Origin of the sequence: Rhizobium sp. NLR8a, assembly GCF_019685235.1 — a bacterium.
Taxonomy (GTDB): domain Bacteria; phylum Pseudomonadota; class Alphaproteobacteria; order Rhizobiales; family Rhizobiaceae; genus Rhizobium.
Genome location: NZ_JABDWI010000010.1, coordinates 254,821 through 281,565 on the forward strand (window position 1 = coordinate 254,821; position 26,745 = coordinate 281,565).

Sequence of the window (26,745 nt, forward strand, 5' to 3'; positions counted from 1 at the left end):
TGTCTCGGGTGCTCAGGGTATAGTCCGAAACGGCGTCGAGGACAGCCGAAATCTTCGGCTTTTGACGCGTGTTTCACGGCAGCAAGACCCACTGCAACACAAGTTTATACGTCCCTTCCACCGTTCGGCCCGTCGGGGAAGTCCAGTTTTGTTATGGTTTTTCAATTGCTTGCCAGCGCGTATTTACAGGTGTTGTTTTGCCGGGTCGGGGCGCGTGGGAACATCGTAGAACGCCGCGCGTTGTCCGGCCATCGAAACCAAGGAGACGCTCACATGACCTTGAAGAGAAACATCCTATTGGCTGGAGCCGTGCTCCTGGCGAGCGGCGGTCTGGCGCAGGCGGAGATGGTGGCGACCACGGTCAACGATCTCAACGTCCGCGCCGGTCCGGGCCCGCAATATCCGGCAGTCGGCCTTGCCACCCGCGGCTCGACCGCGGTGCTCGACGGCTGTATCGAGGGCAGCCGCTGGTGCCGTGTCGACGTCAACGGGATCCGCGGCTGGGTCTATGCGGATTATCTACAGATGGAGTATGGCGGCAATCAAGTTATCGTCGAGCAGCATCGTTCCGAAATCGGCGTTCCGGTCGTGACCTACGAGTCCACCGCCAGCGTTGTCCCGGCTGACCCACAGCCGGCACCGGGCGATGAATTGATCGGCCCCGTCGGAGCCGTCGAAACGATCACTCCGCCGGAGACGGTGCGGACCTACATCGAGACCAATCCGACCGAGACAGTCCGGCTTGGCGGCGATGTGGTCGTCGGCGCGGAAGTGCCTGCCGACGTGACTTTCGAGACGATTCCGGACTATGAATACCGCTACACAAGGATCAACGACCGGCCGGTGCTGGTCGATCCAGGTACGCGTCGGATCGTCTACGTCTATCAGTAAGATCATCGGGAAATCCGAAACGAGGCGGTCGGCAGGCCGCCTCGTCCGGGCAATTCCTCCTCCCGCCTCAATCCCGCAAGGATGGATTTTCCCAGCTTTCTTTCTTTGTATGAGAAGATAATAATATATTAAGAGTTCGGCCTGTTGGAGACCGGCGTTGCTTCCGCGGCCTAACCGGTGCGACCGAACCGGAAACATTCGCTGAAATCAGGCAGTTCCTCCGGCCGGATCGCGCCCTCGATCACCTCGATGCCAGGCGATCCCAAACCTTCTCCGGCGCTTAACGCGCCCTGCCTGTTGATTGTTGTCCCCATTACGTTTTATCCACAGGCGGTAAGGGAATTACTTATTGCGGTCGGAAATTCCGGCGGACCTTGGTTTCCAAAAGAAGTGTCAGGGAAACTGAGAAGCTGGGGGCTCCCACGAAAGTTCGGCAAAGCTGGCAGCCGCGTAAATTTATGCCAACAATACTGATCTATATTTTGCGGATAGTTTCCCGCAACATGCGGAACGAGAAAGGAAATGCCGAGTGTCACGACAGACCGGTCTGAAAGCAGGCAAGCCGGAGCCGTTGGCCACGCCGATGGAAGATACAGGCGGTATCGATTTCGAGATCATCGAACTGTTCTTCTTCGCCTATCGCGACTTCGTTTCCGATCCTGACGCCATCCTCGAGAAGAGCGGCTTCGGCCGGGCGCATCACCGCGTCGTGCATTTCGTCAACCGCAATCCGGGCATGACGGTGGCTGATCTTCTCGACACACTGAAGATCACCAAGCAGAGTCTTGCAAGGGTGCTGAAACAGCTGATCGACTCAGGCTATATTCGCCAGGTGGCCGGTCCTGAGGATCGGCGGCAGCGCAAGCTTTATCCGACGAAATCGGGCCGCGAGCTGGCGCTTGCCCTTGCAGAGCCGCAATCGCGCCGCATTGAGCGGGCATTCGAAGGAGCCTCTGCGCAGGAGCGGGAGGGCGTGAAGGCCTTCCTCGGAGGCATGCGGGACAGAAAGAAGGCGGATTGAATGGCGGTCAGGACAGGTATTTCCGACGATGCGGCGCATCTGCTGGTGGTCGACGATGACTCCCGCATCCGCGCGCTGCTCAATCGTTATCTCGCGGAGAACGGCTTTCGCGTCACTGTCGCGGCCGACGGCGCCGAGGCGCAGCGCAAACTTGCCGGTCTCGATTTCGATCTCATCATCATGGATGTGATGATGCCGGGCGAATCCGGCATAGACGTCACCCGCGGGCTTCGGGCCATCAAGAATGTGCCGATCATCATGCTGACGGCGCTGGCGGAATCGGGCAACCGCATCGAAGGCCTCGAGGCCGGCGCCGACGATTATCTCTCAAAACCCTTCGATCCGCGCGAGCTGGTCCTGCGCATCAACAATATCCTGCGCCGCAACGCTGGCGGTGAGGGGCTGAAGATTGAACAGGTCATGTTCGGGCCCTACACTTTCTCCTTGACCCGCAAGGAGCTGAAGAAAGCCAGTGAGGTGATCCGGCTTACCGATCGCGAGCAGGAAATCATGCTGCTCTTTGCGCGGCGCGCCGGTGACACCATCCCCCGTCACGAACTGATCGGCAATGACACCGAGGTCGGCGAGCGGACGATCGACGTGCAGATCAACCGGCTCAGGCGCAAGATCGAGGAGGATCCGGCCAACCCCGTCTGGCTGCAGACGGTTCGCGGCATCGGATACAGGCTGAGCATCGACTAGATTTGAGAAGTGGAGCATGATGCCGATGACGTTCACACTTTCCCGCATCGTGCTCTGAACGGCCGGGACCGACGATGGTGACAATGGACAGTTTGCGGCGGGAAGACCGCGCTCCGGCGGCGGGCTGGCGCTGGATCGTCCGCTGGCTGCGGCGCCGATTGCCCACCGGACTCTACGCGCGCTCACTGCTGATCATCATCATCCCGATGGTGCTGCTGCAATCCGTCGTGGCCGCCGTCTTCATGGAGCGTCACTGGCAAATGGTGACCGAACGGCTGTCGCTCGCCGTCACCCGCGACATCGCCGCGATTATCGAGATCGTCGAGACTTATCCGCAGAATTCGGACTATAGCGAGATCATCCGCATCGCGCGCGATCAGCTCAACTTGCAGATTTCGATCGAGCCGGACGGCGATCTGCCGCCGCCGCGCGTCAAGCCCTTCTTCTCGATCCTTGACGGCATTCTCAGCGATGAGATCACCGATGAGATTCACCGGCCTTTCTGGATCGACACGGTTGGTAACTCGAATCTCGTCGAAATCCGCATCAAGCTCGAGAACAAGATACTGCGGGTGCTGGCCAAACGCAGTCAGACCTATGCCTCAAACACCCATATCTTCATCGTCTGGATGGTCGGCACGTCGCTGGTGCTGATCGGCATCTCGATCCTCTTCCTGCGCGGACAGATTCGGCCGATCCTGATGCTGGCCCGGGCTGCCGAAAGCTTCGGCAAAGGGCAGAAGCCCGACAATTTCTATCCGCGCGGCGCCGACGAGGTCAGGCGCGCCGGCCTTGCTTTCATTCTGATGCGTGAACGCATCGAACGGCAGATCGAGCAGCGCACGGCGATGCTTTCCGGCGTCAGCCACGATCTGCGCACCATTCTCACCCGCTTCAAGCTGCAACTGGCGCTCGCCGGCGACAATCCCGACCTGCATGGCCTGAACGACGACGTCAATGATATGCAGACGATGCTGGAAGCCTACATGGCCTTCGCCCGCGGCGAGGTCGAAGAGGATGTTGGCGAACTGAAGCTCAGCGAGATCTTCGCCAAGCTGGAATCCGATTTCGTCCTGCATCGTAAAAGGTTCAGCTATTCGATCGAGGGCGACGACGACATTTCCGTCAGACCGAATGCGTTCACGCGTCTCGTCACCAACCTTGCCTCGAACGCGCGCCGTTATGCCGACAGGCTCGACATCGAGGCCAAGCACAATGCCAAGTGGCTGACTGTTATTTTTGACGATGACGGGCCGGGCATTCCGGAAAAGAATCGCGAAGACGTGTTCAAGCCGTTCTTCCGGCTGGACACGGCCCGCAACCTCGATGCATCGGGCACTGGCCTCGGTCTTGCGATCGCCCGTGATATTGCGCGCAGCCATGGGGGCAACGTCACGCTCGGCGACAGTCCACTCGGAGGCTTGAGGGCGACGATCCGCATTCCCGCTTAAATGTCCGTTGCCGTCAGCTTCACGGCCTTGCGCGCATCGAACTCATCCAGGCGCTCGACGATCCAGCGCCAGAGAGTGACAACCTGCATGAGCAGATTGCGGCCGAGCGGCGTCAATTCATATTCGACGCGCGGTGGAATCTCGGGATAGAGCGTGCGAATAATGAGGCCGTCGTTTTCGAGCGTGCGCAGCGTCTGAGTCAGCACTTTCTGGCTGATGCCCTCAACCCGCTCCATGAGGCGCGAGAAGCGTAAGGGCGCGCCGGCATCGGACAAGACGTGCAGGATGCGCAGCGGCCATTTCGCCGCCGCCCGCTCGATCAAGGCGCGCGCCCGCGCATCCTGCTCGTCGGTCATGTTGCAACAGAAATCGAACATTTCGCCGGCCATTCCCAGTTACCTCAGGGTGTGTATAGATCATACTGGTACCTTCTTTCGAATGGAAACAATACGACCTACATGCTCCGGGAACCAATCAAGGAGAGGTTACCGATGTCGAAGGTGTGGTTGATTACAGGCAGTTCGCGTGGTCTCGGTCGGGCGCTGGCGGAGGCGGTTCTGGCAGCCGGCGACAATCTGGTGGCGACGGCGCGCGATCCCGCTCAGCTTGCCGTTCTTTCCGAACTGTACCGCAGTCAGGTGCTGACGCTGCCGCTTGACGTGACCGACGAGCAGGCGGCAGCTGCCGCGGTGGAAGCTGGCGTGAAGCGGTTCGGCCGTATCGACGTGCTTGTCAACAATGCCGGCTACGGCAATGTCGGCCCGATCGAGGATACCAGCCTTGCCGATTTCCGGGCCCAGATCGAGACCAACCTGTTCGGCACTGTTATCATGACCAAGGCGGTGATCGCCCTGATGCGCGAACAGGGTGCGGGCCATATCATCCAGTTCTCATCCGTTGGTGGCCGTATCGGACCGGCTGGACGCGGCGCCTATTCGGCAGCAAAATTCGCCGTCGAGGGCTTTTCGGAGGTGTTGTCGAAAGAGATCGCGCCATTCGGCATCAGGGTGACGGTGATCGAGCCGGGCGGCTTCAGAACGGATTTTGCCGGTGCCTCGACGGTGCTGGCCGAGGGGCGAGCGAACTATGCGGAAACGGTCGGCGCCACAGTGCGCTTCCAGCGTGAATATGACGGCCGTCAACCTGGCGATCCTGCCAAGGCGGCTGCGGTCGTCATCCACATTTCAGGGCTCGAACAACCGCCGTTCCGGTTGCTGCTCGGCAGCGATGCGGTTCGCAATGTCGAGAAAGCGGATGCGGCGCGCATCGAGGCCGATCGAGAATGGCGTGCCGTCAGCGTCTCGACTGATTTTGACCCGGATGCCGAAGCGGGCCTAATGCCTTGGGAAAAGAAGACCGCCTAAACTCGGCAAAAAACAAAAGCGCCGCTGAGGAGCGGCGCTTTGTATCAGGAATTTTGAACAATCAGCCTGCAGTGCAGAAATGGCTGCGGCCGTCATTGCCGATATAGGTGCCGCTGCGCGGATCGAAGGAGCGGTAGCGGTAGGAGCAGTAACGCTCCCATTGCGGTGACCAGGGCTCCACCGAGGTGCGGACGGGCGCATAATATCTCGGCTGTTCGACATACTGCGGCTGCTCGACATAGACGCGGCGCGGGGCGCGATAGACCGGAGCAGGCTCGTAATATCCCGGCTCGTAAGGCGGGTCGATGTAGCGGGGTTCGTCGTAAACAGGGCCGTTATTGGCGTTGGCGATGGCCGAGCCGACGATCAGACCGGTGGCGAGGCCGACAGCGCCGCCGACCAAGGCGTCGTTGTTGTTATGATGGCGCCAGTGGCGGTCGCCGGCCGAGGCGTCGCCGATGACGGAGAGAGTAAGCGCGGCAGCCGTTGCCGTCAGCAGAAGAGTTTTGGCGAGCCTGTTCATAACCATCAAGTCCCAATCTCGGAAACCGAACTCCGGCTCCTTCTCGATGGTGTCAGTCCTAGAGATTTCTAGCTGAACGAAGGCTGAACGACAAAACCCGGCATTGCTGCCGGGCTTCAACTCGAATTCGACAGCCTAGTTAAGGGCTCAGCCGGCAATCTGCAGATTGACAGCCTTGGGGCCCTTGCCGCGGCGATCCGGCTCCGTGTCGAAGCTTACCTTCTGGTTTTCCGTCAAACCGGCCAGCCCGGAGGCCTGTACGGCAGAAATGTGAACGAAGATATCGGCGCCGCCCCGGTCCGGCTTGATGAAGCCGAAGCCCTTGTCGGTATTGAAGAATTTTACAGTGCCAGTCTCGGCCATGCGTCAGGTCCTTTTCTCTCTGCCCGCCATCCACACGGGCAGCATCATAGCATTGCCTCCTTGCGGGAGGCGTTAGCAGGCAAGTCTTGAAATGTGAGAAAAAGGTCCCCTCTACCTCGGCCTGTTCCAAGCAGGACTTTCGCCTGCTTTTTCTGGAACCGGCTGACCGGAATATTAGCGTTCCCGGCGCGCAAATACTTAAGGACTTCCCATGCTCGCAAAATGCCCGAACGAGCCGAGAGTGCTGCGTTTAAGGGATTTTGGCAAGCAAAAGTTTTTTAACGTGTCCTTCCGGGCACACTGCTCCCGACATCTGGTTTGCGCAAAAACGCAAAATTTCCGTCGCGAACGGAGGATGATTAACGATTCATATCGTCCGCAATGTAAGTTTCGGGCAGATTTTGCCAAAAATGCAACGTAAACGGGCCTTGCGGGTTCCTAAAATTTTTTTCCAGATCCGGCGTCCACCCATATTTGGAGGCGTGTTCAGACGGCTGGCAAGCGGCGGCGAGCAAATCCGGGGACGATCTCGACTACAAGCATAGCGATAAACATTAGCGCACAACCTGTATATCCTGTCGCCGGCATCGACTCACCGAGAATCAGGGCTGCGAGCGATGCACCGAAGAGCGCTTCGGACGAAAGGAAGATCGCCGCCTGCGACGGCGTCGTGTAGCGCTGCGCGATTACCTGCAGCACGAAGGCCAGACCGGACGAGAAGATGCCGACATAAAGGATCTCGGGTCCTGCGGACCAAATCGCGGAAAGGCTGATCGGTTCGACCGTTGCGGCAATGGCCAGCCCGAAGACAGTGGTAACGGCAAATTGCGTGGCCGCCAGCGCGAGTGGCCTTCCGTTCTCGGAGACGGTCGTGCCGGCAAGGGTGATCTGGATCGCCCAGAAGACGGCGCAGACCACGGTCAGGAGATCGCCTGAGGTGAGCGCCGAAAGATGACCGCCGGATAGGAGATAGATGCCGGCGAGCGCCATCAGCGCGCCCGGCCAGATGATCCAATGCGGGGCACGGCGCAGGAAGAACACGGCAATGAGCGGCACGAAGACGACATAGAGGCCGGTGATGAAGCTGGAATTCGTTACCGTCGTCGTCTGCAGGCCGACCTGCTGGGTGGCAGCGCCGCTGAAAAGGGCAAGGCCGGTAAGGACGTAGAGCCTGGCATGGCGCGCGCTGGTCTTCGCCTCTGCCTTGCGCGCTTCCAGAAGAACGAAAGGCAAGACGGCCAATGTGGCAACCGCAAAACGCAGGGCGATGAACCAGAAGGGGCCGATCGCCTTCATCGCCGTCGATTGTGCGACGAATCCGCCGCCCCAGATGGCGGCGGCAAACAACAGGAGGAGATTCGCCTGAATGCGCGTCATGTCGTCCTCCAAGGGAAGGGAGATGTGTCCGAGCGGTTAGCAGTTGCCTTTCCGCTAGGCAAGGGCGAAGACTTGGTGCTGATGGGGGAGGTGGAGGCATGCAACACGAAAAACAGCGGCCGGCGAGCGACATGGCTGCACCCGGAACGGCAAGCTATTCCGGTACGCCGCTTGCCAGGAAGCTCGGGCTTGCGCATGGGCAGGCTGCCGCTCTTCTCGATGTTCCCGAAACGATCGAAGACATCGTTGGTTTCGCCGGTTTTGCTTCGGTCGTCCGCGTGCTTCCCGAGACACTTTTGCGGGCGTTTGACTATGTGCATCTATTTGTCACTGAGCGCATGGTGCTGGAAGCGGCGGCGCCAACGCTTTTGCGGGTCCTAAAGCCCGACGGCATGATCTGGATCTCCTGGCCGAAGAAGAGTTCACGCGTGCCGACCGATATCACCGAAGACGTGCTGCGGGAGATCCTGCTGCCAACTGGCCTGGTCGACATCAAGGTCTGCGCTGTCGACGGGACCTGGTCGGGGCTGAAATTCGTCATTCGCAAGGAATTGCGCAGCGCGCTGTGATCGCTCAACCGTTGCTGGCCGGAGCGCGCGAGACCCTGAGCAGCGCGCCGTCGTCCTCGTCCGTCACCATCAGCAGCGCGCCATCGGGCGCCACGATGACGTCGCGGATGCGGCCGTAATCACCTTCGAACAAGCGCTCTTCGGCGACGAAGGCGCCGCTCTCGTCGCGCTGCATGCGCGAGAGCAGCTGGAATTTCAGTGCCGCGACGAGGAAGTCGCCGTCCCATTCCGGGAACATGGCGCCGCGATAGACAGCGAGCGCGCCGGGCGCGATCGAAGGATCCCAATAGTGCAGCGGCTGCTCCAGCCCTTTTTTGGCGGTGCCTTCGCCGATCTCGGCGCCCGAATAGTCACGGCCGTAGGTGATGATCGGCCAGCCATAATTCTTGCGGGCTTCGATCCGATTGATCTCGTCGCCGCCGCGTGCGCCATGCTCGACGGTGTAGAGCTTGCCGTCCTTGGCATCGAAAGAGATGCCCTGCGGGTTCCGGTGGCCCTTCGACCAGATCTCCGGCAGCGCCTTGCCGCCGTCCTTGAACGGATTGTCGGCGGGGATGCTGCCGTCGGCATTGATGTGAACGATCGAGCCGGCATCGTCCTGCCAGTCCTGCGAGCGGTCGCGGTCGCCGCGGTCGCCGACACTGATGAACAGCGTGCCGTCAGGGGCAATCGCGATACGCGCGCCATATTGGATGTTGCCTGAGGTGAAGCGCTTCATGGTGAAAATCGGCGTCACCGCCTCAAGCGTCTTTTCGTCAGGAGATAGCGTCGCGCTGAAGGCCTCGGTGCCGGAGCCCTGCTTGTTGGCGATGGCGGCGGTGAAATAGAGTTTTCTGCTCGCGACAAAGTCCGTGGCAAGCGCCACGTCCATAAGACCGCCCTGGCCGCGGGCATTCACTTTGGGCACGTTGCCGATCGGCTCGGAAAGCTTGCCATTGCGGATGATACGTATGCGGCCCGGCCGCTCGGTGACGAGATAGGCGCCGTCGGGCAACACTTCGACCGCCCAGGGGTGTTCGAGACCATCGGCCAGTTTTTCGACGCGAACCGTAGGACCCTGCGTGTTGACGGTATCGGCCGCATTGGCCGAAGTGGCGCCGAAAAGAATCAGCGTCGCGGCGAAATGGAAGGCGGATATTCTTGTCATTTGCTTCCCCGTCGTCTCTCCATCCGGAACGTGGAGTGGGCAGGGCAGAGCTTCAAGCCTCAGTCTGTCTGTAATAACGGCTTTGTGTTTGCCGGTTGAACGGAGCCGGCCGCGTTACCATCGACCAGTTCGGCTTCGAGGATGTAGCGCAGCGGCCCGCGTTCGGTCGCATCGAAAGGCCAGCAGGTGGTCAGTACAAGGCGGCGGCCATCGGAGGAGGGGTCGATGCCGCTCGCGTCCCAGGGGGCAACGCGGCCTTCGCCGGCCTTGAATGTCAATAGCTTGCCGTCGCGGCGGGTAACTTCGATCGTATCGCCCGGCCTTATATATTGCAGCCAGCGGAAATGGGTGTCGCGATGGGCGGCGATGACGGAGGTGCCTTCGTCGCCCGGCTGCGGTGTATTGGCGAGCCAGGCCGGACCGAAGGCGAGCGCTTGGCCGGAGGCGCCGGAAAGCACGATCGCCTCCTTGCCGAGGCGCGGCGCACGCACCCTCGCTTCAGTGATGAAATCGGCCCAAGGCCAGGGTTTCGTCTCCTTGCCGCTCAGTTCGGCGGCAAAAGCACGCTTCAGCAGGACCTGAGAGATTTCTGCCTTCGCCTTCAGCAGGAGGCCGTCGCCGATCAGCGTCAAGCCGTAGAAGGCAAGACCGGCAATGGCGAAGGCGATCGTCTTTTCGATCGGCGAAAGACGCCAGAGGAAGAAACCCTTTCTCCTCCGTGCCTTCGGCATGTCGTGGGCCGTGGCGGCGGCCATGGCGAGTTCCAGATAGGTCGGAAGCGGCTCGAATTCGGCCGCTTCCTGATTGTTGCTAGAAGCCATCGCGCTTGGCTCCGGCAGTGACGAGACCCTTGAGGCGGCGGCGCCAGATGGCGAGCCCGCTCGCCGCCGCCAGCGCCAGCAGCAGCATGGTGAGCCCGCGCATGATCTGCTCGTCGGCGCGCGTCGCCGTCTGCGGCAAGTTCACGGTTGAGCTCTTCTGCGCGATCAGCATGGCGGCTTTCGCCGTCGGCGCCGCGGCCATCAAGTTGGCGATCTCGGGCGATGCGGCGAGATCCTGGGTTGCGGCTGCGGTCCGTTGCGGTTCGGCTCTTCCAACCGGCGTGGCCGCGCCATGGCGTTCGGCGCCGCCAGAAGGGACAGCATTTTCGCCGAAGACCTTTCCGAAGTCCCAACCTTCGGGGAGGTTGAGCGGCAGCTTCGTCGAGCCGAGCGGTTCGGTTGCCGGCCGCGACGGCGTGACGTCGACGGCGACCAGACTGGTGACGCGCGAGACGAGGTGGTGGGCGAGCGCCACCGTCTCGATGTCCTTGTCGAGTGCCGCGGGGTCCTGGCGCTCATAGGCACGGGCCTCGAAATCGTCGATCTTGCGTCGCGCCCAGAGCTTGGAAATGCCGTTGCCGTCTGCGGCATTGGCGATATCCATCTCGACGCGCCAGGGCTGGTTGCCTGTCTTGCCGACGATCTGCAGCTTGCCGGTAGGCTTTTCCTGCGGCAATTCCGCAGTCAGAACGACGGGCTCGCCGCTATAGAGGTCGGGCATCGGGTTCGGCGTGATATCCTCGGCTTCGATGCCTTCGAAGGTTGCGGCGATATCGGTCATTGCGGGGTTCTGCAGCTTGGCGAAGAGTTCGCTCATGCGGCTTGCCACCTGGTCGGTCGAGCCAATCTGGGTGAAGGTGCCGCGGCCGACCTCGGCGGCTTTGGTCATGAAATAAGTGTTCGGCGCCGAGCCGATGCCGACGGTGAATACGCGGGCATCGCCGTGGTTTGCGGTGATTTCCTGGAAGAGCTGTTTTTCGTTGCCGATCGCGCCATCCGTCAGGAAGACGACCTGGCGCAGAGCGCCGGTTGCGACGGGGCCTTGGTTGCGAAGTGCATCCTCGAGCGCCGGCAGCATTTCCGTGCCGCCATCGGCGTTCAGGCTCCGGACGTAAGCGATGGCCTTTTCGCGGTTATCGGGAGTAGCGGCGACGAGGCCGTTGAAATAGTCGGTCATCGTATCGTCGAAACGGATGACGTTGAAGCGGTCGTCCGGGTTCAATCTGGAGATGGCAAGCGCCAAGCTTTGTCTTGCCTGCTCGATCGACTGGCCGGACATGGAGCCGGAATTGTCGATGACGAAGACCACTTCGCGTTTTGCCGGCGCTGCCGCATCCGGCGCGGTGGGCGGGGTGACGAAGGCAAGCAGATAGGTCTTGCCATCAATCGCTTCGCGGAAGAGGCCGGCGCCTGGCGTCTTGCCCGGAGCGGCTTTCCAGGTGAGCTCGAAATCTTTGTCGGCAGGAACCGCGTCTCCTTTCAGGCTGATCGTTCTCGCCTGGTCGCCGTCCTCCCGGATATCGACGTCGTGGAAGGACGACTTCACTCCACTGAGCGGGAAGCCAGCCTTGAGATTGACTGTCAACGAGATCGGATTGATTTTGGCATTCTCGCGCGGATCGAGCACCGGGGCTTCGATCTTCTCGCGATTTTCCACCGGGTCTCTCGGTGTTGCGAAGCCGGCACCGTTGTTGAACTCGACGGTCTGGACGATCGGCGCCGGATTGTAGCGCGGCGCGACGACCATCGGGAAACGCAGCGAGAATTCGCCGCCGGACTGGTGGACCGTCTGCTGATATTCGATCTGCACGACGATCTCTTCGCCGGGACCGATATTGGCGACCTGGTTGGTGAAGATGTTCGGCCGTTGCTGTTCGAGCAGCGCTGTCTTCTTGCCCTCAGCCTTGGCCTGCTCGTAGATCTCGCGGGCTTCCTGGCGCGGCTTGATCTGGCCTTCGATGAAGCGTTCGCCGATCTGCATCTTCAGCGCATCGACGGCGGAATTGTCCGGCAGCGGGAAGACGTAGGTGCCCTCGACCCAGCCCTGGCTCGGGTTCTGGAAACGCTGGGTCACCTTCACCCTGGCGATCGGGCCGGAAACAGCGATTGCGACGTCGGTCTTCAGCCGCGGCGCTTCGACATAAAAGCCCGGTTCCTTCGACGGGAAGAGCAGCGAGCCGCTATTGACGTCGTTCGGCCGTAGAAGGGCCGCGAGCTGGCCGGATGCCTGCCGCGTCTCGGCGCGGGCGGCAGAGGCAAGCCCCAGCATCGCAGCGATGCAGGCGACAAAGGCGGTGACGGCGACAAGACATGAAATGGAGATCCGGCGCATGCGCATGCGCCCAATGGCGAACTCATCTTCCAGAAACATTGGCCTACCCTCAATAACCAATTTTGGATGAGGGAATGATGCAGCTTCGATCTCGGCGCGCTCGCGACCGAATTGCGGCGGCGGGCGGCATTTGTTGCGGCTTATTCGTGGCGCGATTGAAATCCGGCGATCTCTCTGATTTTAAAAGACGAAAAACATGATCATCGTCACCGTGAAAATACCGCGGCCGGGGTCATACCCTGCCCAAATCCCGTGCCCCCAATTGTCGTGACGTTCATGGATGGGTAATTCTGTAGACCAGCAAATCATCCGAATCCACAAGCTTGGTTGCGGTCTTGTTCAGATAATCGATGACGCCGACATGATGCTCGATGAACCGTAGATCCTGCTTGTCGGCGGCGTTCTTCGCCACGCCGAACAGATCCGCCCCCTGCCGCGCAGGTCCTCGAGCTGCCCGATCGCCGTGGCGTCATTGGCGACGAATTTCGACCATTCGGAATCGCCTCCGCCGGGTGGAAACACCCATCCGCGCGCCCTGCTGTATTAGACCGCGACGGGATCGCCGGCCCTCGGGTGCGATGGCGACGACAAGGTCGCCCGGTTTCGCCAGCCGCGCCAGTTCCTCGTCAAGCAGCTTGCCCTTCATGGCGATTGGCTTCTTCATCGTCCTGACGAGGGGGAAGGGTCGACCAGCCCACAGCGACGACCACGATGCAGATCAAGCGGAGCACGACCGCCGGGGTTGTCTTAGATGAAAGCTTTGCCAGAAGAAGCGCGCCGTGGCCGCAAATATCGCGGCCGGCACATGGAAGATGTGCAAGTTCCATACATTGCTGGTGATCTCGCCCGCCGCAGCCAGATAGAGGATGACAGCTGCGGCCAGCCAAACAAGAGTGTGCGGTGCGTTTCGACTGCGCGCTGCAAGTCCCGGTGAGAACGACGGCGGGTCCGCCCGCCGGTGCGGCAAAACGATCGATAAGAATCATTGCCCCCATCACGCCTTTGCCCTTGAAATGCCGTCATACATTGGACATAGAGCTAACCGCAGAACTCCGGTCCCGGCTTTCTGCCCGTTTTAACCAATAGGACCGATATCATGGCCTTCCTTGCCGATGCTCTTTCCCGTGTGAAGCCTTCAGCCACCATCGCCGTTTCCCAGAAAGCGCGCGAGCTGAAAGCGAAAGGACGCGACGTCATCGGCCTCGGCGCGGGCGAGCCGGATTTCGATACGCCCGACAATATCAAGAAGGCCGCCATCGACGCGATCAACCGCGGCGAGACGAAGTACACGCCGGTTTCCGGTATCCCTGAGCTGCGCAAGGCGATCGCCGCCAAGTTCAAGCGCGAGAACGGCCTGGAATATTCCTGGGAGCAGACGATCGTCGGCACCGGCGGCAAGCAGATCCTGTTCAACGCCTTCATGGCGACTCTGAACCCGGGCGATGAGGTCGTCATTCCGGCGCCCTACTGGGTGTCCTATCCGGAGATGGTGGCGCTCTGCGGCGGCACGCCGGTGTTCGTTTCGGCCACCCAGGAGCATAATTTCAAGCTCCAGGCCGCCGATCTCGAAAAGGCGATCACGCCGAAGACCAAGTGGTTCATCTTCAACTCGCCGTCCAACCCGACGGGTGCGGCCTATACGCATGCCGAACTGAAGGCGCTGACCGACGTGCTGATGAAGCATCCGCATGTCTGGGTGCTGACGGACGACATGTACGAGCACCTGACCTATGGCGACTTCAAGTTCGTCACTCCCGTGGAGGTCGAGCCCAGCCTCTACGACCGCACACTGACGATGAACGGCGTCTCCAAGGCCTATGCCATGACCGGCTGGCGTATCGGTTATGCCGCCGGCCCGCTCCATCTCATCAAGGCAATGGACATGATCCAGGGTCAGCAGACCTCGGGTGCGACGTCGATCGCCCAGTGGGCGGCTGTCGAAGCGCTGAACGGCACGCAGGACTTCATCCCGGCGAACAAGAAAATCTTCGAAGGTCGCCGCGACCTCGTCGTGTCCATGCTGAACCAGGCCAAGGGCATCGTCTGCCCGGTGCCGGAAGGCGCCTTCTACGTCTATCCGTCCTGCGCCGGCCTGATCGGCAAGACGGCGCCGTCGGGCAAGGTCATCGAGACGGACGAAGATTTCGTTTCCGAGCTTCTGGAATCGGAAGGCGTCGCCGTCGTTCACGGCTCCGCCTTCGGCCTCGGCCCGAATTTCCGCATCTCCTATGCGACGTCGGAAGATCTGCTCGAGGAAGCCTGCCGCCGCATCCAGCGCTTCTGCGGCGCCTGCAAGTAAAACGAACCGCGATCATATCGATCGAAGGCCTGCCGGTGACGGCGGGCCTTTTATTTATCCGGCGTTGACGGTGTGGCTGCATGTGGCTACATTTGGTATCATGAAGACCGTTTCGATCCGTGACGCGAAGAACCGCCTGACCGAGCTTGCCCGCGAGGTCGAGGCAGGCGAGACCATTGTCGTCACGCGGAACGGCCGACCGGTGTTCGACCTGGTGCCGCATCAGAAACGCGGCGGTTTGAATCTGGAGGCCGGTCAGGCCTATCTTCGTGCTCGGGGTATTACCAATCCGGTGCCGTTCATCGCGGATGATTTTGACGATCCGCTGCCGGAGGATTTCCTCCTGAGGCCTTTGCCGGAGTCATGAGACTTCTTCTTGATACTCACATCGTTCTCGCGATCCTGAGGAAGGATGCTGGCGCGCGATTTCCGGAGATCGCGTCGCTGCTCGGCGACAGCAAAACCGTGGGCTTCGTCAGCGTCGCGAGCCTTTGGGAAACGGCGATCAAGGCTCGTCTGGGAAAGTTGGATCCCGGCATGCCGCTCGAAGACATTGCCGGTTCTCTTGAGGAAATAGGGCTGATCCTGCTGGGGATCGAAATTCAGCATGTGATTACTGCCGCCGACCCCGAGCCGGAGACGCGTGATCCCTTTGATCGGCTGCTGCTGGCGCAGTGCAAGGTCGAAGGCTTGCAGCTTGCCACCGTCGACCGGCTGCTCGTCGATCATCCTTTGGCGCTGCGGCTTTAGAGCCTTCCCTGGTCAGATTGCAGCGTTCTGCCGGAGCAGGTTTTCGTCAGGGCAAAGGCGATTGGCGACGGGCATACCCGCAGGTACGTCCGAGCCGATCGCCCGACGCGCGCCGGCCGGTCGACCATCCAACTCCGTTTGAGCCAACAGAATGCTGCAATCTGACCAGGAAAGGCTCCAAGTTCACATCCCGATTCAACCCGTTGCCGCATTGAATCCACTTCGCCTCGCAAGTCGTTGAATTCCGATTCAAAACGTGACGGGGAGTGCCGGTGGGGCGGGTGATCTGCTGTTGCGGGCGGACGCCAAACCAACTAGATATCCGGCATCAAGTTCAAATTGCCGCTTCGGGGGTCCGGATTTTGCAGCAGAGTGCCGTCATCGTCTGTTCTGACGTTAACATGCTCCCGGCCGCCTGCTGCACTCTGCTTTCCGTCAAGCGCAATCTTACCAATGCTGATGTAGAGTTCCTGCTTCTCGGCATTGACCTCAAGCCGCACGAGGTCGCCGAGGTCGATAATTTTGGGCGGCTTCACGGTATGGCGATCAGGGTGTTGCCCTATAAGACGCCCGACACCGGCCTCCAGGCGCGGGGCCGCTGGTCCGCCGCCACGCTGGCGCGGCTCTATATGGATCGGGATATACCAGAACATATCGAGCGCCTGCTTTACCTCGATGCCGATGTGCTCGCGGTGGCATCCGTCGACGAACTCTTCACGCGGGATCTCCAAGGCAAGGCGCTTGCTGCCGTCGACGACTATGTCATGGCCTTTCCCGAAAAGGCCGGCGCACGCCAGCGCAAGATCGGCATGAGCGAGGGCGGCCGTTACTTCAATGCCGGCGTGCTGCTGTTCGACTGGTCGGCCTGCCGGGCGAGGGGGCTTTTCGCAAGGACCCGGGAGATCTTCGAGGAACGGTCGCACCTGTTCGAGAACAACGACCAGGATGCACTGAACGTCACTTTCGATAGCGATTGGCTGGTGCTCGATCCGCGCTGGAATACGCAGACGGGCCTGCTGCCTTTCGTCGGCCGGCCGGCCATCTTTCATTTTACCGGCCGCAAGAAGCCGTGGCAGGCGAACGTTCCCTGGGTGCACCGGCGGATGGCCGATCGTTATGCCGAAGATCTTCGCAACACGTCCTGGGCGTCTTTCTGCAGGCAACCGTCGACGACGGACCGAGTGGCGGGCTTCCTCTCGCATGTGGGAAAGCAGATCGGCGGGCTGACGCGGCTTGCCCGGATGCGCGCCTATTTCAGCAACAGCTAGTCGGGCGGGCGGAACGCGTCGTCCTTGGAAAGTGCATGTGAGGCGATATGGAAGCAATCCCCAGCGATAACAAGGCTACGACCACTCCGGATGGTGGCTTCAATTTCCTGACGCCGGAAGCGTGGAAGGCGTTGTTGTCGGGCTATTCCCATATCGTGCTGGTAGCAAACAGCGAGGCGGTCGATATTGAACGGCTGCGGAGCGAATTGCCGGAGACGGCGCTCTACGTCTTCTTCAACAAGGTCTACAAGGTGCTCGACGAACCCTTCGTCGGCCATTCCATGCTGGTTGCCCGCAGCGACGTGATGGGCGCCCATATCGTCCACCGGCGCGAGGCGGCGGATGTCTTGCGGTTCTTTGGCGGCGACGATTTCCTCGGCGTCGTCAACATCCGGGTCTCCGTCGAGGAAAATCTCAGCGAAAAGAGCCGCTTCGAAGGCGCTAAGGCCCGTCACCTTGATCTGACGCAAATGCTCGCCGATCTCTATCCGATCGGCAAGATCGCGACGAGCGGCTTTGCGGTGGCGCTGTGGCTCGCCGATCTGCAGTTGCCGGGCAAGATCCTGCTTGCCGGCTTTTCGGCGAAACGGAGCGAGAAGTGGAAGGTGTTCGACGTGCACGATTGGACGTTCGAGCAGATCTTCCTGCGTCTCTTTGCGCGCATGGGATCGATCTCGATGATGGGCGGCGTCGATGCCAGCCCCTATTCGGCGCTCGCCAAACGGTTTCCTGAGGTGCCGCCGATCGAGATCGCGATGACTGCGGCTGAGGTCTTGTCGGAGCGGCTCGACAATACGAACAGCCAGATCGACAGGCTGATGTCCGTCACCAAGTTCATCCGCGCCGTCGACAATTTCTTTCGGCGGTTCAAACCGAAAACCCGCAAGCAGCGTTTTCTCGAAAAGTCGAAGGGATGACTGTCGCGGGCCTTTGCTAACAGGCGTGGGTGGCCACGAAAGCTGTTGCCGATACTGGCGATCAAGGTGGACAATGGAACAACAGAACGTTCGAATATTTGTGGGATTCGATCCCAAGGAAGTGGTCGCCTACCACGTTCTCGTGCAGAGCATCATCGAGAAGTCGTCGATCCCGATCGAGTTCTCGCCCATTGCGCTCTCCAACCTTGGCGGGATTTTCACCCGCCAGCGCAACGCGATGCAATCCACGGAGTTTTCCTTCTCGCGTTTCCTGACGCCCTATCTCAGCGGTTACGACGGCTGGAGCATCTTCATGGATTGCGACATGCTGATGCGTGCCGATATCGCCGAGCTTTGGGCATTGCGCGACGAGCGTTACGCCGCCATGTGCGTCAAACACGATTACCAGCCGAAGATCGACACCAAGTTCCTCGGCCAGGCACAGACCAAGTACGAAAAGAAGAATTGGTCGAGCCTCATCCTCTTCAACAATGACGAATGCCGCGCGCTGACGCCCGACTACGTCAATACCGCGACCGGGCTGCAACTCCATCAGTTCAAATGGCTGGAGAATGAAGACCTCATCGGCGAATTGCCGGTGACGTGGAATTACCTCGTCAATGAATACGACTACCGCGAAGACGCCAAGAACGTCCATTTCACCGATGGCGGGCCTTATTTCGAGGAACACAAGAACGACGATTACGCCGAGGAATGGTTCGCGGCCCGCGAACGCCTGCTCTTCGCCCAACAGTCCGCCTAAACAGCCTGTTCTTTCCCTTTTTCCGCGGTGAGGGAGCCCTCAGAGACCAAGCGCCGTCAGCATGACGAAGGTGGCGAAGAGGATGAAATGCGTCATGCCTTCTATGGCGTTGGTCTCGCCGTCGTTGAGGTTGATCGCGGCGGCAATCAAGGTGATCGTTACCATCACCGTCTGCACCGGGGTCATCGCCATGATGAAGGGCTGGCCGGTATAGAGTGCGATCGCCTCCATGACGGGCACCGTCAGGATCACCGTCGACAGCGAGGCGCCCATGGCGATGTTGACGGTCGCCTGCATTCGGTTCTTGAGCGCCGCCCGCAACGCGGTCAGGATTTCAGGCGCGGCCGAAATCGCCGCGACGACGACGGCGGTCACCGCGATCGGCGCGCCGCTGTCGCGCAGGCCTTCGGTCATGAAAGCCGACATGAACTCCGCCAGCAGGCCGATGATGACGACGCCGACGAGGATGGTGGCGATCGAGACAGCGGCCGGTCCGTCGGCGCCGTGTTCTTCCTGACTTTCCCGCTTCCGCTCGGAGCGCGGATAGCTGTAGCTGAAGAAATAGCTGTGCTGGCCGACCTGCATACGCAGGAAGAGGCCGTAGAGAGCGATCATCGCGACGATGGTAAAGGCGGAATAATAGTGCCACTTATCGCTCGGCACGAATTCCGGCACGATCATCGAAATGCCCATGGCGGTCAGGATCATCACGCCGTAGGTCTTGCCCGAATTGTCGTTGTAGGGCTGCTCCCCATGCTTGAGGCCGCCAAGGAGGGCCGCGAGGCCGAGGATGCCGTTGATATCGAACATCAGGGCCGAGTAGATCGTGTCGCGCACGAGCGTCGGCGAGCTCTCGCCGCTCATCATGGTGGCGAGGATGATGACTTCGACGGCGAGAGCCGAAAGTGTCAGAATCATCGTGCCGTAGGGATCACCGACCTTGACGGCGAGGAGTTCGGCATGATGGGCGACGCGGATGGAGGCGAGTACGATGGTGGCGACCAAGGCGGCGGTGGCGATGAGCGCCAAGCCGCGCCCCATCTCGATAACCGTGTGTTCCAGAAGATAGGCCATCACCGCGACGACGAGTGCGGTGACCAGAAACCTCTCCTCGTTAAGGCGTGACGCGATACCCAAGCCTCGGCTCCCGTTGTGATTCACGCCTTTTAACTAAGTCACTGATTTCGGAAGGGAAGCGCACGGTGGCACTCTGCTATTTGCAGTCTTCGGCGTTTAATGGAATACTGAACGCCATCGGGGCCGGAAAGCAGATCGCGGCGTCCTCGAATTCTCGTCACGCGGCCGCGATGATCCGGACCCTGTCCGGAAGCATGCGAATGCGCAACAAGATGATGAGGAGACGGATGCATGATCAAGGTGGTCTATGAAGTCGTGCCGCATGACGGCGGTTGGGCCTACAGGCTTGGAGGCGTCTATTCCGAGGCATTCCCGACCCATGCCGAGGCGCTCGAAGCTGCGCGCATCGTCGCGGCCGAACAGCAGGTCGGCGGCGATTCCGCCGAGATCAGCTGGCAGGACGAAAACGGCAAATGGCATGAGGAATATGCTGAGGGCGGTGACCGGCCGGAAACCGAGGTGGTCGACGGCTTATGGCAGGAGCGATCGGCTGGAGCCTCGCAGAGCGCTGGACATTAACCCTAAAGCGCGTCGTGATCTTTCAGATTCGCTCGCTGCGATTTAAGTCCTTGTCTTTGCGCATGCCGTTATCGCACAACCGCGCGCTTTTGCGCGACATGCACCTAGCCCCTCAATGCCCGCGTGACAATCGTGTCGACAAACTCGCGCTTCTCAGTGGTATAGCGATCGCCATCCATTCGGAATTCAGCTGCCAGCCTGCGTTTCAGCGCGGCATAATCGGCCGCCGCCTCGGGATGCGCGATGAGATAATCCCGGAAAGCCAGCCTGTTTCGATGCGTGCCGTTGCCGGCCGGGCAAAGGTAGACGCGCTCCGCCGGCATCGAACCTCTCGATAAGAATGCCCAAACCTCGTCGTCATAGCGGTTGCCGCGCGGTTCGTAGTTTTCCGAGAGAAGCACCTGCGTCGCATTCTCGATATGCTCCAGACCGGGAAGGACAATGTCGATATCGATGAGGGGCTTGGCGGCCATACCGGGTATGGCGGTGCTGCCGACGTGATCGATGGCGAGCGCCTGCGGCAGCAAAGCCAACAGCTTGGCTCGGATGCGCTGGAAAGCTTCCGGCCATTCCCTGTCATAGCTCACGAGTTCAACCGGCTTGTGCATCGTTATCTCCATAGATGCTGCGAGATTGCCCATGATTCTCATCGAAAATCGATCTCGATCTCCGCTTGCGCGCCGGTGGAATGACGATGGTAAGCCCGGATCCCCTTGACCAGCGCGTCGAAAGTGGCGCGGCAGCGCGGTGAGGTCTTCAGGCTTTCGTGCATGACCACCCATGTGCCGAGCGGAATCTCGAACGCATCGGGAAGCACATGCACGAGGTCGGGGTTTTCGCGGGCCAGTCCGATCTGGCAGAGGCCGATGCCGACGCCGGCGCGGATTGCGGAGAGCTGGGCAAGATTGCTGTCGGTCCTGTAGGAGAATTTGATCCCTTCGGGCGCCGGATAGCGTTTCATCACCATGCGGACGTAGGCCGTCTGCCGGTCGAAGCCGATGAGCCGGTGGTTGGCGAGGTCCGCCATGGTTTGCGGAATGCTGTGCCGTTCGAGATAGCGGCGGTGGGCGTGGAAGCCGATCGGGATGTCGCCGATGCGGCGCACGATGAGAGCATCCTGCTGCGGCTCGGCCATGCGTACGGCGATATCGGCCTCGCGATTTACCAGATCTTCGATCGCATCGGATGCCGAGAGCTCGATGTGGAGTTCGGGATAGGCTTCCTGCAGCGGCCCGAGAATCCGAGGCAGGATCTCGACGGCGACGACCTCGCTGGCGCTGACCCTGACCGTTCCGGCTACCCTCTCGCGCTCGCCGGATGCGGTGCGCAAAAGGGCGGCGGCGGTTGCCGCCAGCGTTTCGGCATAGGGTTTCAGCGCCTGTGCGGCGTCGGTTGGCACGAGGCCGTTCGGCGACCGGATGAAGAGCTCGGCGCCGATCGCCTGTTCCAGTGCGTCGACATGGCGGCCTATGGTCGGCTGCGTCAGCCCCAGTTCGCGCGCGGCGGCCGAAAGCGACCCCTGCTGGAGCACGGTCAGGAAACTGCGGTAGAAATCCCAGCTTGGTTCGAGAGGCATATGTTTTTGTATAACTGATCCACTTATTTCGTCAATTTTGTTTATCGGAAAGCAGGGGCATAGTCATCTCATGCAATTGAAAGGAGATGATTGCGATGAGTGGAGAGACGAAGATCACGGCGCTGGTTCTCGGCGCGACCGGCGGCATCGGCGGCGCAATCGCCCGCAAGCTTCTCGCCCGCGGGTGGCGCATCCGGGCGCTCAACCGCGACGCCGCCAAGGCATCGAAGAACGAGCCGGCATTCGAATGGGTGCAGGGCGACGCGATGAATGCCAGCGACGTGCTGGAGGCGGCTGAAGGTGTTGACCTGATTGTCCACGCGGTCAATCCGCCCGGCTATCGCGACTGGGAAAAGCTCGTGCTGCCGATGCTCGACAATACCATTGCCGCCGCTCGCGCCGTCGGTGCGCGCATCGTTCTGCCGGGCAATGTCTATAATTTCGGTCCCGATGCTCTGCCGGCGCCGGCGGAGGAAAGCCCGCAGCATCCGGTGACCAGGAAGGGTGCGATCCGTGTCGAGATGGAGACGCGGCTGAAGGCGGCATCGCAATCCGGCGCGGGCGCGATCATCGTGCGGGCCGGCGATTTCTTCGGTCCGGGCGCAACGGCCAACAGCTGGTTTTCATCGGGGCTGGTGACGCCGGGCAAGCTGGTTGGCACGATCAAGAATCCGGGACGGCGCGGCGTCGGCCATCAGTGGACCTTTCTGCCCGACATGGCGGAAACCATCGTCCAGCTCATCGAGCGGGCCGATCGGCTGCCGCCCTTTGCCGTTTATCATATGGATGGCTTCTGGGATGCCGATGGCATGCAGATGGCGGAAATGATCAAGCGCGTTTCCGGTGGCAAAGCAAAGATCGCCGGCTTCCCGTGGTGGATCGTGCCGCTCGCCGCGCCTTTTATGCCCATCATGAGGGAGATCAAGGAAATGCGCTATCTCTGGAAGGTGCCGCTCAGGATGAGCAACGCCAAGCTTGTGGCCGAACTCGGCAAGGAGCCGCGCACACCGATCGATGAGGCGGTGAGAGCCACACTCGTGGCCCTCGGCTGCCTGCCCGAACCGCATCACGACACAGCGGCCGCCTTCATTGCGCATTCGCCGGTTTCACCTCGTTAAGGTTGGTAACGCTTCATTTCGATCGCTGAGATAGGCCCGCCAAGTTCCATGTCCTGGATAATCGTCATTGTCGACATTCAGCCGGTGATGCGCCTGCCGGTCTCTGCCGCCTCATCGGGGCGGAGAGCCAGGAATTCGAAGAGCCGGGCCACCGCTTCCGCGCCGGGATCGATATGGCCTTCGAGCTGCTTGGCGTTGATGTATGCGGCGCGTCCGGCTTTCGCATGAACGAGCGTGGCGGTCAGGTCCGCGCCGGCGCGGGCGGCTTCCGCAGCCGCGGCAAATCCCACGTCGAGCGCATCCAGGGCCGGCGAGAGAGCATCGACCATCGTCCGATCGCCCAGACGCGCGCCGCCGATCTCCTGCATTCGGGAGAGGCCGGCCTTGAGGGCTTCGCGAATGCTCAGCCCGCTCGATGCGCCATCGCCGGCCGCGGCAAAGAAGATTGCGAGAAGCACACCCGAGGAGCCGCCCATGGTCTGGCTGAGTTCCTGCCCCATGGCCCGGAAGAGCTGGGTGTGATCAGAGAGGGGGAGACGATCAAGCGCCTCGATGAGCGCGCGGGCAGCACCGGCCAAGGTCGAACCGGTATCGCCGTCGCCCGACTTCGCATCGAGCGCATTCAAGTCCCTCTCCGCGCCGATGAGAAGATTGCAGCAATCCGTCAGGAACTGGCGGGTGGGTTCGTGCCTTGATGCAATCGGGGCGATCGGCGTCAATCCGTCCGGCAGCGAAAGCACCGTAACAGGTTTGACGGCTGTCACGCCCGGCCAGGCGGCAAGTTCAACCGGCTTGGAAAGAAGCTCCAGTTCTGCCTTGCCGGCAGGGAAGACCGAGATTGAGAATCCCTGCATGTCGAGAGACGTCATCATCGGCGCCGGTCCGACGATGTGTGAAATCCTGCCCGCGATGGCTGACTGGAGGAGTTCGTGAACGACGACCGACATTTCCAGGACCGAGGTGCCGCCGAGGTTGTTCACGAGGACGACGTGAGATCTGTCATCCATCGATTGCGCAAGACGCTCGACCATCGCGGCGACCGCGCCTTTCGCACCCGAATATTCGACCTGCTCGACACCGGCTTCACCGTGAATGCCGAGACCGAGCTCGGCGTGACCGTCCGGAATTCGGTGCTCCTTCGGAGAGCCCGGCACTGTGCACGTATCGAGCGACATGCCGATCGAACTGGTGTTTTCGATCACCCGGCGCGCGGCTTTGCTCACCGCCCCGAGGTCGGCGCCGCTCTCGGCGAGCGCACCCGCGATCTTGTGAACGAACAGGGTTCCGGCCACGCCGCGGGACTGCGGGAGATCCGGCAGCGCGATGTCGTCATCCACGATGACCATGCTGACGTTCAGGCCAAAGGCGCGTGCGCGTTCGGCGGCGAGACCGAAATTGAGGCGGTCGCCGGTATAGTTCTTCACGATGAGCAGGCAGCCGGCTGTTCCGGTGACGGCCAGGATACCGGCAAGGATCGCGTCCACGCTCGGCGAGGCAAAGACATCGCCGCATACGGCTGCAGTCAGCATCCCCTTGCCGACGAAACCGGCGTGTGCGGGCTCGTGTCCCGAGCCGCCGCCGGAGACGATCGCAACCTTGCCCTTGTCCCAATCGGAGCGGACGACGACGCGAATATGCGGATATCCGTCGAGGCGGGTGAGCGCGCCGCCGGATGCGGCCAGAAGGCCGTCGAGTGCTTCGGTGACCGCGTTTTCCTTGCTGTTGAGGAACTGTGACATTCTCGCCTCCCTTAAACTAAGCGCATGCCGGCCGCGTCGAAATAGAGCGGCTTGTTCGGCTGGATCTTGATGGTTTCACCGCCCTTGAGCTCGGTATGGGCGTCGGTGACGGTGATCAGATTATGTGTCTTGAACGTGATGTGGAGGCGCGTCTGATCGCCGAGATGTTCGACGCGCGTAACCGTCGCATCCTGGCCATCGCCCTGATCGATATGCTCGGGCCGCAAGCCGATCGATTTGGCCTTCGCCGGCGCGCCTGGGAAGAGCTCCGCGGGAATGACATTGATGCGGGGCTGCCCGAGGCGCGTCGCGGCGTAGATGCTGACCGGATGTTCGTAGATCTCACGCGGGGAGCCGAACTGGACGAGCCTGCCCTCTTGGAGAACGCCGACATGGGTTGCCATCGTCATCGCCTCGACCTGGTCGTGGGTGACATAGAGCAGCGTCGCGCCGGATCTGGCCTGGATATTCTTGAGCTCGATTCGGAGATCGGCGCGAAGCTTGGCGTCGAGTGAGCTCAGCGGCTCATCCATCAGATAGATCTGCGGGTTCCTGACCAGTGCGCGCCCGATCGACACGCGCTGCATTTCTCCGCCCGATAGCGCGGTCGCCTTGTTGTCGAGCTTGTGGGAGATCTGGAGGATTTCCGCAATCGCGTTCACCTTCTCGTCGATCACGCGCTGCGGCGTCTTCAGCAAGGGCGACTTCAGGGGAAATTCCAGGTTCTGGCGGACCGACAGATGCGGATAGAGCGAATATTGCTGGAACACCATGGCGACGTTGCGCTGGGCCGGCGTCAGGCCGCGCATGGACCGTCCGCCGATCATGACTTCGCCGACATCGGGGTTGTCGAGGCCGGACACCATGCGCAAAGTCGTCGTCTTGCCCGCACCCGTCGGTCCGAGAAGGACCACGAACGAGCCGTCGGGGACGATCATCGAGACGTCATCGAGTGCACGATGGCCGGCGAAGGATTTGGTGATGTTTTTCAGGATGACCTCAGCCACGGCGCACCACTCCTTCGTTGGCCTCGGAAACAAGCGCGTTTCCGGTCGCAGAGTCAAAGATCGTCAGGTTCCTGGAATCGAAATCCAGGCCGATCAGTTCGTCGACATGTGCGGATTGATTGGACGGTGTGCGGGCCTTGATCTCACCGTGGGCGGTGTCGATCGTGACGATCTGCGTCGTGCCTAGATATTCGACGGCAATAACCCGCCCGCGATAGGCTGAATCGTCGCTGAAGCTGATATGTTCGGGTCTTACGCCCAGGGCGAGTTTGCCAAGGCGTTCGTCCCGGCAGACCGGAACCTTCATCACGTGTCCGGCGAGGCTGACCTGGTCGTCGCCGGCGCCGATCGAGCCTTCAAATTCGAGGAAATTCATCGGCGGCGAGCCGATGAATTTCGCAACGAACTTCGTCGCTGGCCAGTCGTAGATCTGCTGGGGCTTGCCGAATTGTTCGACGACGCCGTGGTTCATCACCACGATCTTGTCGCCCATCTGCATGGCTTCCAGCTGGTCATGGGTCACATAAACGGTGGTCGCGCCCATGCGATCATGCAGAGCCCGCAATTCTTCGGCCATGTGCTCGCGGAACTCGGCGTCGAGCGCGCCGAGCGGCTCGTCCATGAGGAAGGCCTTCGGATTGCGCACGATGGCGCGACCGAGCGCGACGCGCTGCCGATCGCCGCCGGAGAGGCCACCGACCGGCTTATCGAGGATGTTCTCGATCTTCAGGATCTTTGCGACTTCCGCGACGCGCGCGGTGACCTCGGCCCTCCTCATGCCCTGGCTCACCAAGGGATAGGAAATGTTCTTGCGGACGTTCATGTGGGGATAGAGAGCGAACATCTGGAAGACGAAGGCGATGTCGCGCTCGCTCGCCCTCTTCATCCCCACCTCTTCGCCGCCGATGTAGATTTCGCCGCTGGTTGGAAGCTCGAGCCCCGCCATCATCCGCAGGGTTGTCGTCTTGCCGCAGCCGGACGGGCCGAGAAGCATGAAGAACTCGCCGTCTTCAACGGTGAAGGTGGAAGCCTTCACCGCGTTGAAGGCTCCGAAATCCTTGCGCACATTCTGAATTCTGATCTGTGCCATG

Annotated in this window: 26 protein-coding genes and 2 pseudogenes; 14 read left to right on the forward strand and 14 right to left on the reverse strand. The window is 61.0% G+C overall.

The window, feature by feature from the left end:
- Positions 1–273: 273 nt before the first annotated feature.
- The 4 genes from HJC04_RS20810 to HJC04_RS20825 all read left to right on the forward strand — a co-directional run bounded on the left by HJC04_RS20810 (position 274) and on the right by HJC04_RS20825 (position 4,065).
- Positions 274–891 carry a DUF1236 domain-containing protein gene (locus HJC04_RS20810; RefSeq protein ID WP_221146974.1) on the forward strand — a complete coding sequence of 206 codons (618 nt, stop codon included), beginning with the start codon at positions 274–276 and terminating at the stop codon, positions 889–891.
- Positions 892–1,420: 529 nt separating this feature from the next.
- A complete protein-coding gene (locus HJC04_RS20815; RefSeq protein ID WP_210630483.1) occupies positions 1,421–1,912 on the forward strand; it encodes a MarR family winged helix-turn-helix transcriptional regulator in 492 nt (163 codons plus the stop codon).
- On the forward strand, positions 1,913–2,614 hold the full coding sequence (locus HJC04_RS20820; protein ID WP_210630484.1) for a response regulator: 702 nt from the start codon (positions 1,913–1,915) through the stop codon (positions 2,612–2,614).
- Positions 2,615–2,688: 74 nt separating this feature from the next.
- Positions 2,689–4,065, forward strand: coding sequence for an ATP-binding protein (locus HJC04_RS20825; protein ID WP_210630485.1), 1,377 nt, complete (start codon positions 2,689–2,691; stop codon positions 4,063–4,065).
- Here HJC04_RS20825 and HJC04_RS20830 read toward each other — a convergent pair.
- A pseudogene (locus tag HJC04_RS20830) lies at positions 4,062–4,485 on the reverse strand (winged helix-turn-helix transcriptional regulator). The gene HJC04_RS20825 and the pseudogene HJC04_RS20830 overlap by 4 nt on opposite strands.
- A 71-nt stretch (positions 4,486–4,556) precedes the next feature.
- Here HJC04_RS20830 and HJC04_RS20835 point away from each other — a divergent pair.
- On the forward strand, positions 4,557–5,429 hold the full coding sequence (locus HJC04_RS20835; protein ID WP_221146976.1) for an oxidoreductase: 873 nt from the start codon (positions 4,557–4,559) through the stop codon (positions 5,427–5,429).
- Between the two features lie 61 nt (positions 5,430–5,490).
- Here HJC04_RS20835 and HJC04_RS20840 read toward each other — a convergent pair whose 3' ends face one another.
- The 3 genes from HJC04_RS20840 to HJC04_RS20850 all read right to left on the reverse strand — a co-directional run bounded on the left by HJC04_RS20840 (position 5,491) and on the right by HJC04_RS20850 (position 7,692).
- Positions 5,491–5,952, reverse strand: coding sequence for a BA14K family protein (locus HJC04_RS20840; RefSeq protein ID WP_210630488.1), 462 nt, complete (start codon positions 5,950–5,952; stop codon positions 5,491–5,493).
- A 147-nt stretch (positions 5,953–6,099) separates the two neighbouring features.
- Entirely contained in the window at positions 6,100–6,315 is a 216-nt protein-coding gene (locus HJC04_RS20845) for a cold-shock protein (protein WP_003561293.1), read from the reverse strand.
- 486 nt (positions 6,316–6,801) lie between these two features.
- Complete coding sequence (locus tag HJC04_RS20850) at positions 6,802–7,692, reverse strand: DMT family transporter (protein ID WP_210630489.1); 891 nt, start codon at positions 7,690–7,692, stop codon at positions 6,802–6,804.
- A gap of 98 nt (positions 7,693–7,790) precedes the next feature.
- Here HJC04_RS20850 and HJC04_RS20855 point away from each other — a divergent pair, with 98 nt between their 5' ends.
- Positions 7,791–8,261 (forward strand): DUF3052 domain-containing protein, encoded by a 471-nt coding sequence (locus tag HJC04_RS20855; protein ID WP_210630490.1) that lies wholly within the window; start codon positions 7,791–7,793, stop codon positions 8,259–8,261.
- Between the two features lie 4 nt (positions 8,262–8,265).
- On the opposite strand, the gene HJC04_RS20860 is transcribed toward HJC04_RS20855, so the two are convergent.
- The 4 genes and pseudogenes from HJC04_RS20860 to HJC04_RS20880 all read right to left on the reverse strand — a co-directional run.
- Positions 8,266–9,408, reverse strand: a complete 1,143-nt coding sequence (locus tag HJC04_RS20860; protein WP_210630491.1) for a PQQ-dependent sugar dehydrogenase — start codon at positions 9,406–9,408, stop codon at positions 8,266–8,268.
- Positions 9,409–9,467: 59 nt separating this feature from the next.
- Complete coding sequence (locus HJC04_RS20865; RefSeq protein WP_210630492.1) at positions 9,468–10,229, reverse strand: class GN sortase; 762 nt, start codon at positions 10,227–10,229, stop codon at positions 9,468–9,470.
- Complete coding sequence (locus tag HJC04_RS20870; RefSeq protein ID WP_221146977.1) at positions 10,219–12,600, reverse strand: marine proteobacterial sortase target protein; 2,382 nt, start codon at positions 12,598–12,600, stop codon at positions 10,219–10,221. The genes HJC04_RS20865 and HJC04_RS20870 overlap by 11 nt, the downstream gene beginning before the upstream one ends.
- A gap of 235 nt (positions 12,601–12,835) precedes the next feature.
- Positions 12,836–13,450 (reverse strand): annotated as a pseudogene (locus tag HJC04_RS20880) (glycosyl transferase); the annotation flags it as partial.
- Positions 13,451–13,657: 207 nt separating this feature from the next.
- Between HJC04_RS20880 and HJC04_RS20885 the strand changes: the two are divergent.
- The 6 genes from HJC04_RS20885 to HJC04_RS20910 all read left to right on the forward strand — a co-directional run bounded on the left by HJC04_RS20885 (position 13,658) and on the right by HJC04_RS20910 (position 18,558).
- The gene (locus tag HJC04_RS20885) at positions 13,658–14,860 is read left to right on the forward strand and encodes a pyridoxal phosphate-dependent aminotransferase (RefSeq protein WP_221146978.1); all 1,203 of its coding nucleotides are present in this window, start codon (positions 13,658–13,660) and stop codon (positions 14,858–14,860) included.
- 100 nt (positions 14,861–14,960) lie between these two features.
- On the forward strand, positions 14,961–15,227 hold the full coding sequence (locus HJC04_RS20890; protein ID WP_210630495.1) for a type II toxin-antitoxin system Phd/YefM family antitoxin: 267 nt from the start codon (positions 14,961–14,963) through the stop codon (positions 15,225–15,227).
- Complete coding sequence (locus HJC04_RS20895) at positions 15,224–15,610, forward strand: type II toxin-antitoxin system VapC family toxin (protein WP_210630496.1); 387 nt, start codon at positions 15,224–15,226, stop codon at positions 15,608–15,610. The genes HJC04_RS20890 and HJC04_RS20895 overlap by 4 nt, the downstream gene beginning before the upstream one ends.
- 362 nt (positions 15,611–15,972) lie before the next feature.
- A complete protein-coding gene (locus HJC04_RS20900) occupies positions 15,973–16,878 on the forward strand; it encodes a glycosyltransferase family 8 protein (protein WP_210630497.1) in 906 nt (301 codons plus the stop codon).
- Positions 16,879–16,925: 47 nt separating this feature from the next.
- Entirely contained in the window at positions 16,926–17,795 is an 870-nt protein-coding gene (locus HJC04_RS20905) for a 3-deoxy-manno-octulosonate cytidylyltransferase (RefSeq protein WP_210630498.1), read from the forward strand.
- A gap of 73 nt (positions 17,796–17,868) precedes the next feature.
- Positions 17,869–18,558, forward strand: coding sequence for a glycosyltransferase (locus HJC04_RS20910; protein WP_210630499.1), 690 nt, complete (start codon positions 17,869–17,871; stop codon positions 18,556–18,558).
- Between the two features lie 39 nt (positions 18,559–18,597).
- Here HJC04_RS20910 and HJC04_RS20915 read toward each other — a convergent pair whose 3' ends face one another.
- Entirely contained in the window at positions 18,598–19,695 is a 1,098-nt protein-coding gene (locus tag HJC04_RS20915) for a calcium:proton antiporter (RefSeq protein ID WP_210630500.1), read from the reverse strand.
- 231 nt (positions 19,696–19,926) lie between these two features.
- On the opposite strand from HJC04_RS20915, the gene HJC04_RS20920 reads away from it, so the two are divergent.
- On the forward strand, positions 19,927–20,214 hold the full coding sequence (locus HJC04_RS20920; protein ID WP_064804010.1) for a DUF2188 domain-containing protein: 288 nt from the start codon (positions 19,927–19,929) through the stop codon (positions 20,212–20,214).
- A gap of 104 nt (positions 20,215–20,318) precedes the next feature.
- Here HJC04_RS20920 and HJC04_RS20925 read toward each other — a convergent pair whose 3' ends face one another.
- Positions 20,319–20,828 carry a GrpB family protein gene (locus HJC04_RS20925; RefSeq protein WP_210631585.1) on the reverse strand — a complete coding sequence of 170 codons (510 nt, stop codon included), beginning with the start codon at positions 20,826–20,828 and terminating at the stop codon, positions 20,319–20,321.
- Between the two features lie 32 nt (positions 20,829–20,860).
- Positions 20,861–21,790, reverse strand: a complete 930-nt coding sequence (locus HJC04_RS20930; RefSeq protein ID WP_221146979.1) for a LysR family transcriptional regulator — start codon at positions 21,788–21,790, stop codon at positions 20,861–20,863.
- Between the two features lie 95 nt (positions 21,791–21,885).
- Here HJC04_RS20930 and HJC04_RS20935 point away from each other — a divergent pair, with 95 nt between their 5' ends.
- On the forward strand, positions 21,886–22,908 hold the full coding sequence (locus tag HJC04_RS20935; protein ID WP_221146980.1) for an NAD-dependent epimerase/dehydratase family protein: 1,023 nt from the start codon (positions 21,886–21,888) through the stop codon (positions 22,906–22,908).
- Positions 22,909–22,985: 77 nt separating this feature from the next.
- Here the strand turns inward: HJC04_RS20935 and HJC04_RS20940 are convergent, their stop codons facing one another.
- The 3 genes from HJC04_RS20940 to HJC04_RS20950 are packed head-to-tail and all read right to left on the reverse strand — an operon-like array spanning position 22,986 to position 26,744.
- A complete protein-coding gene (locus HJC04_RS20940) occupies positions 22,986–24,647 on the reverse strand; it encodes a dihydroxyacetone kinase subunit DhaK (protein ID WP_221146981.1) in 1,662 nt (553 codons plus the stop codon).
- Positions 24,648–24,658: 11 nt separating this feature from the next.
- The gene (locus HJC04_RS20945) at positions 24,659–25,654 is read right to left on the reverse strand and encodes an ABC transporter ATP-binding protein (RefSeq protein WP_221146982.1); all 996 of its coding nucleotides are present in this window, start codon (positions 25,652–25,654) and stop codon (positions 24,659–24,661) included.
- Positions 25,647–26,744, reverse strand: coding sequence for an ABC transporter ATP-binding protein (locus HJC04_RS20950; RefSeq protein ID WP_221146983.1), 1,098 nt, complete (start codon positions 26,742–26,744; stop codon positions 25,647–25,649). The genes HJC04_RS20945 and HJC04_RS20950 overlap by 8 nt, the downstream gene beginning before the upstream one ends.
- Position 26,745: the final 1 nt, after the last annotated feature.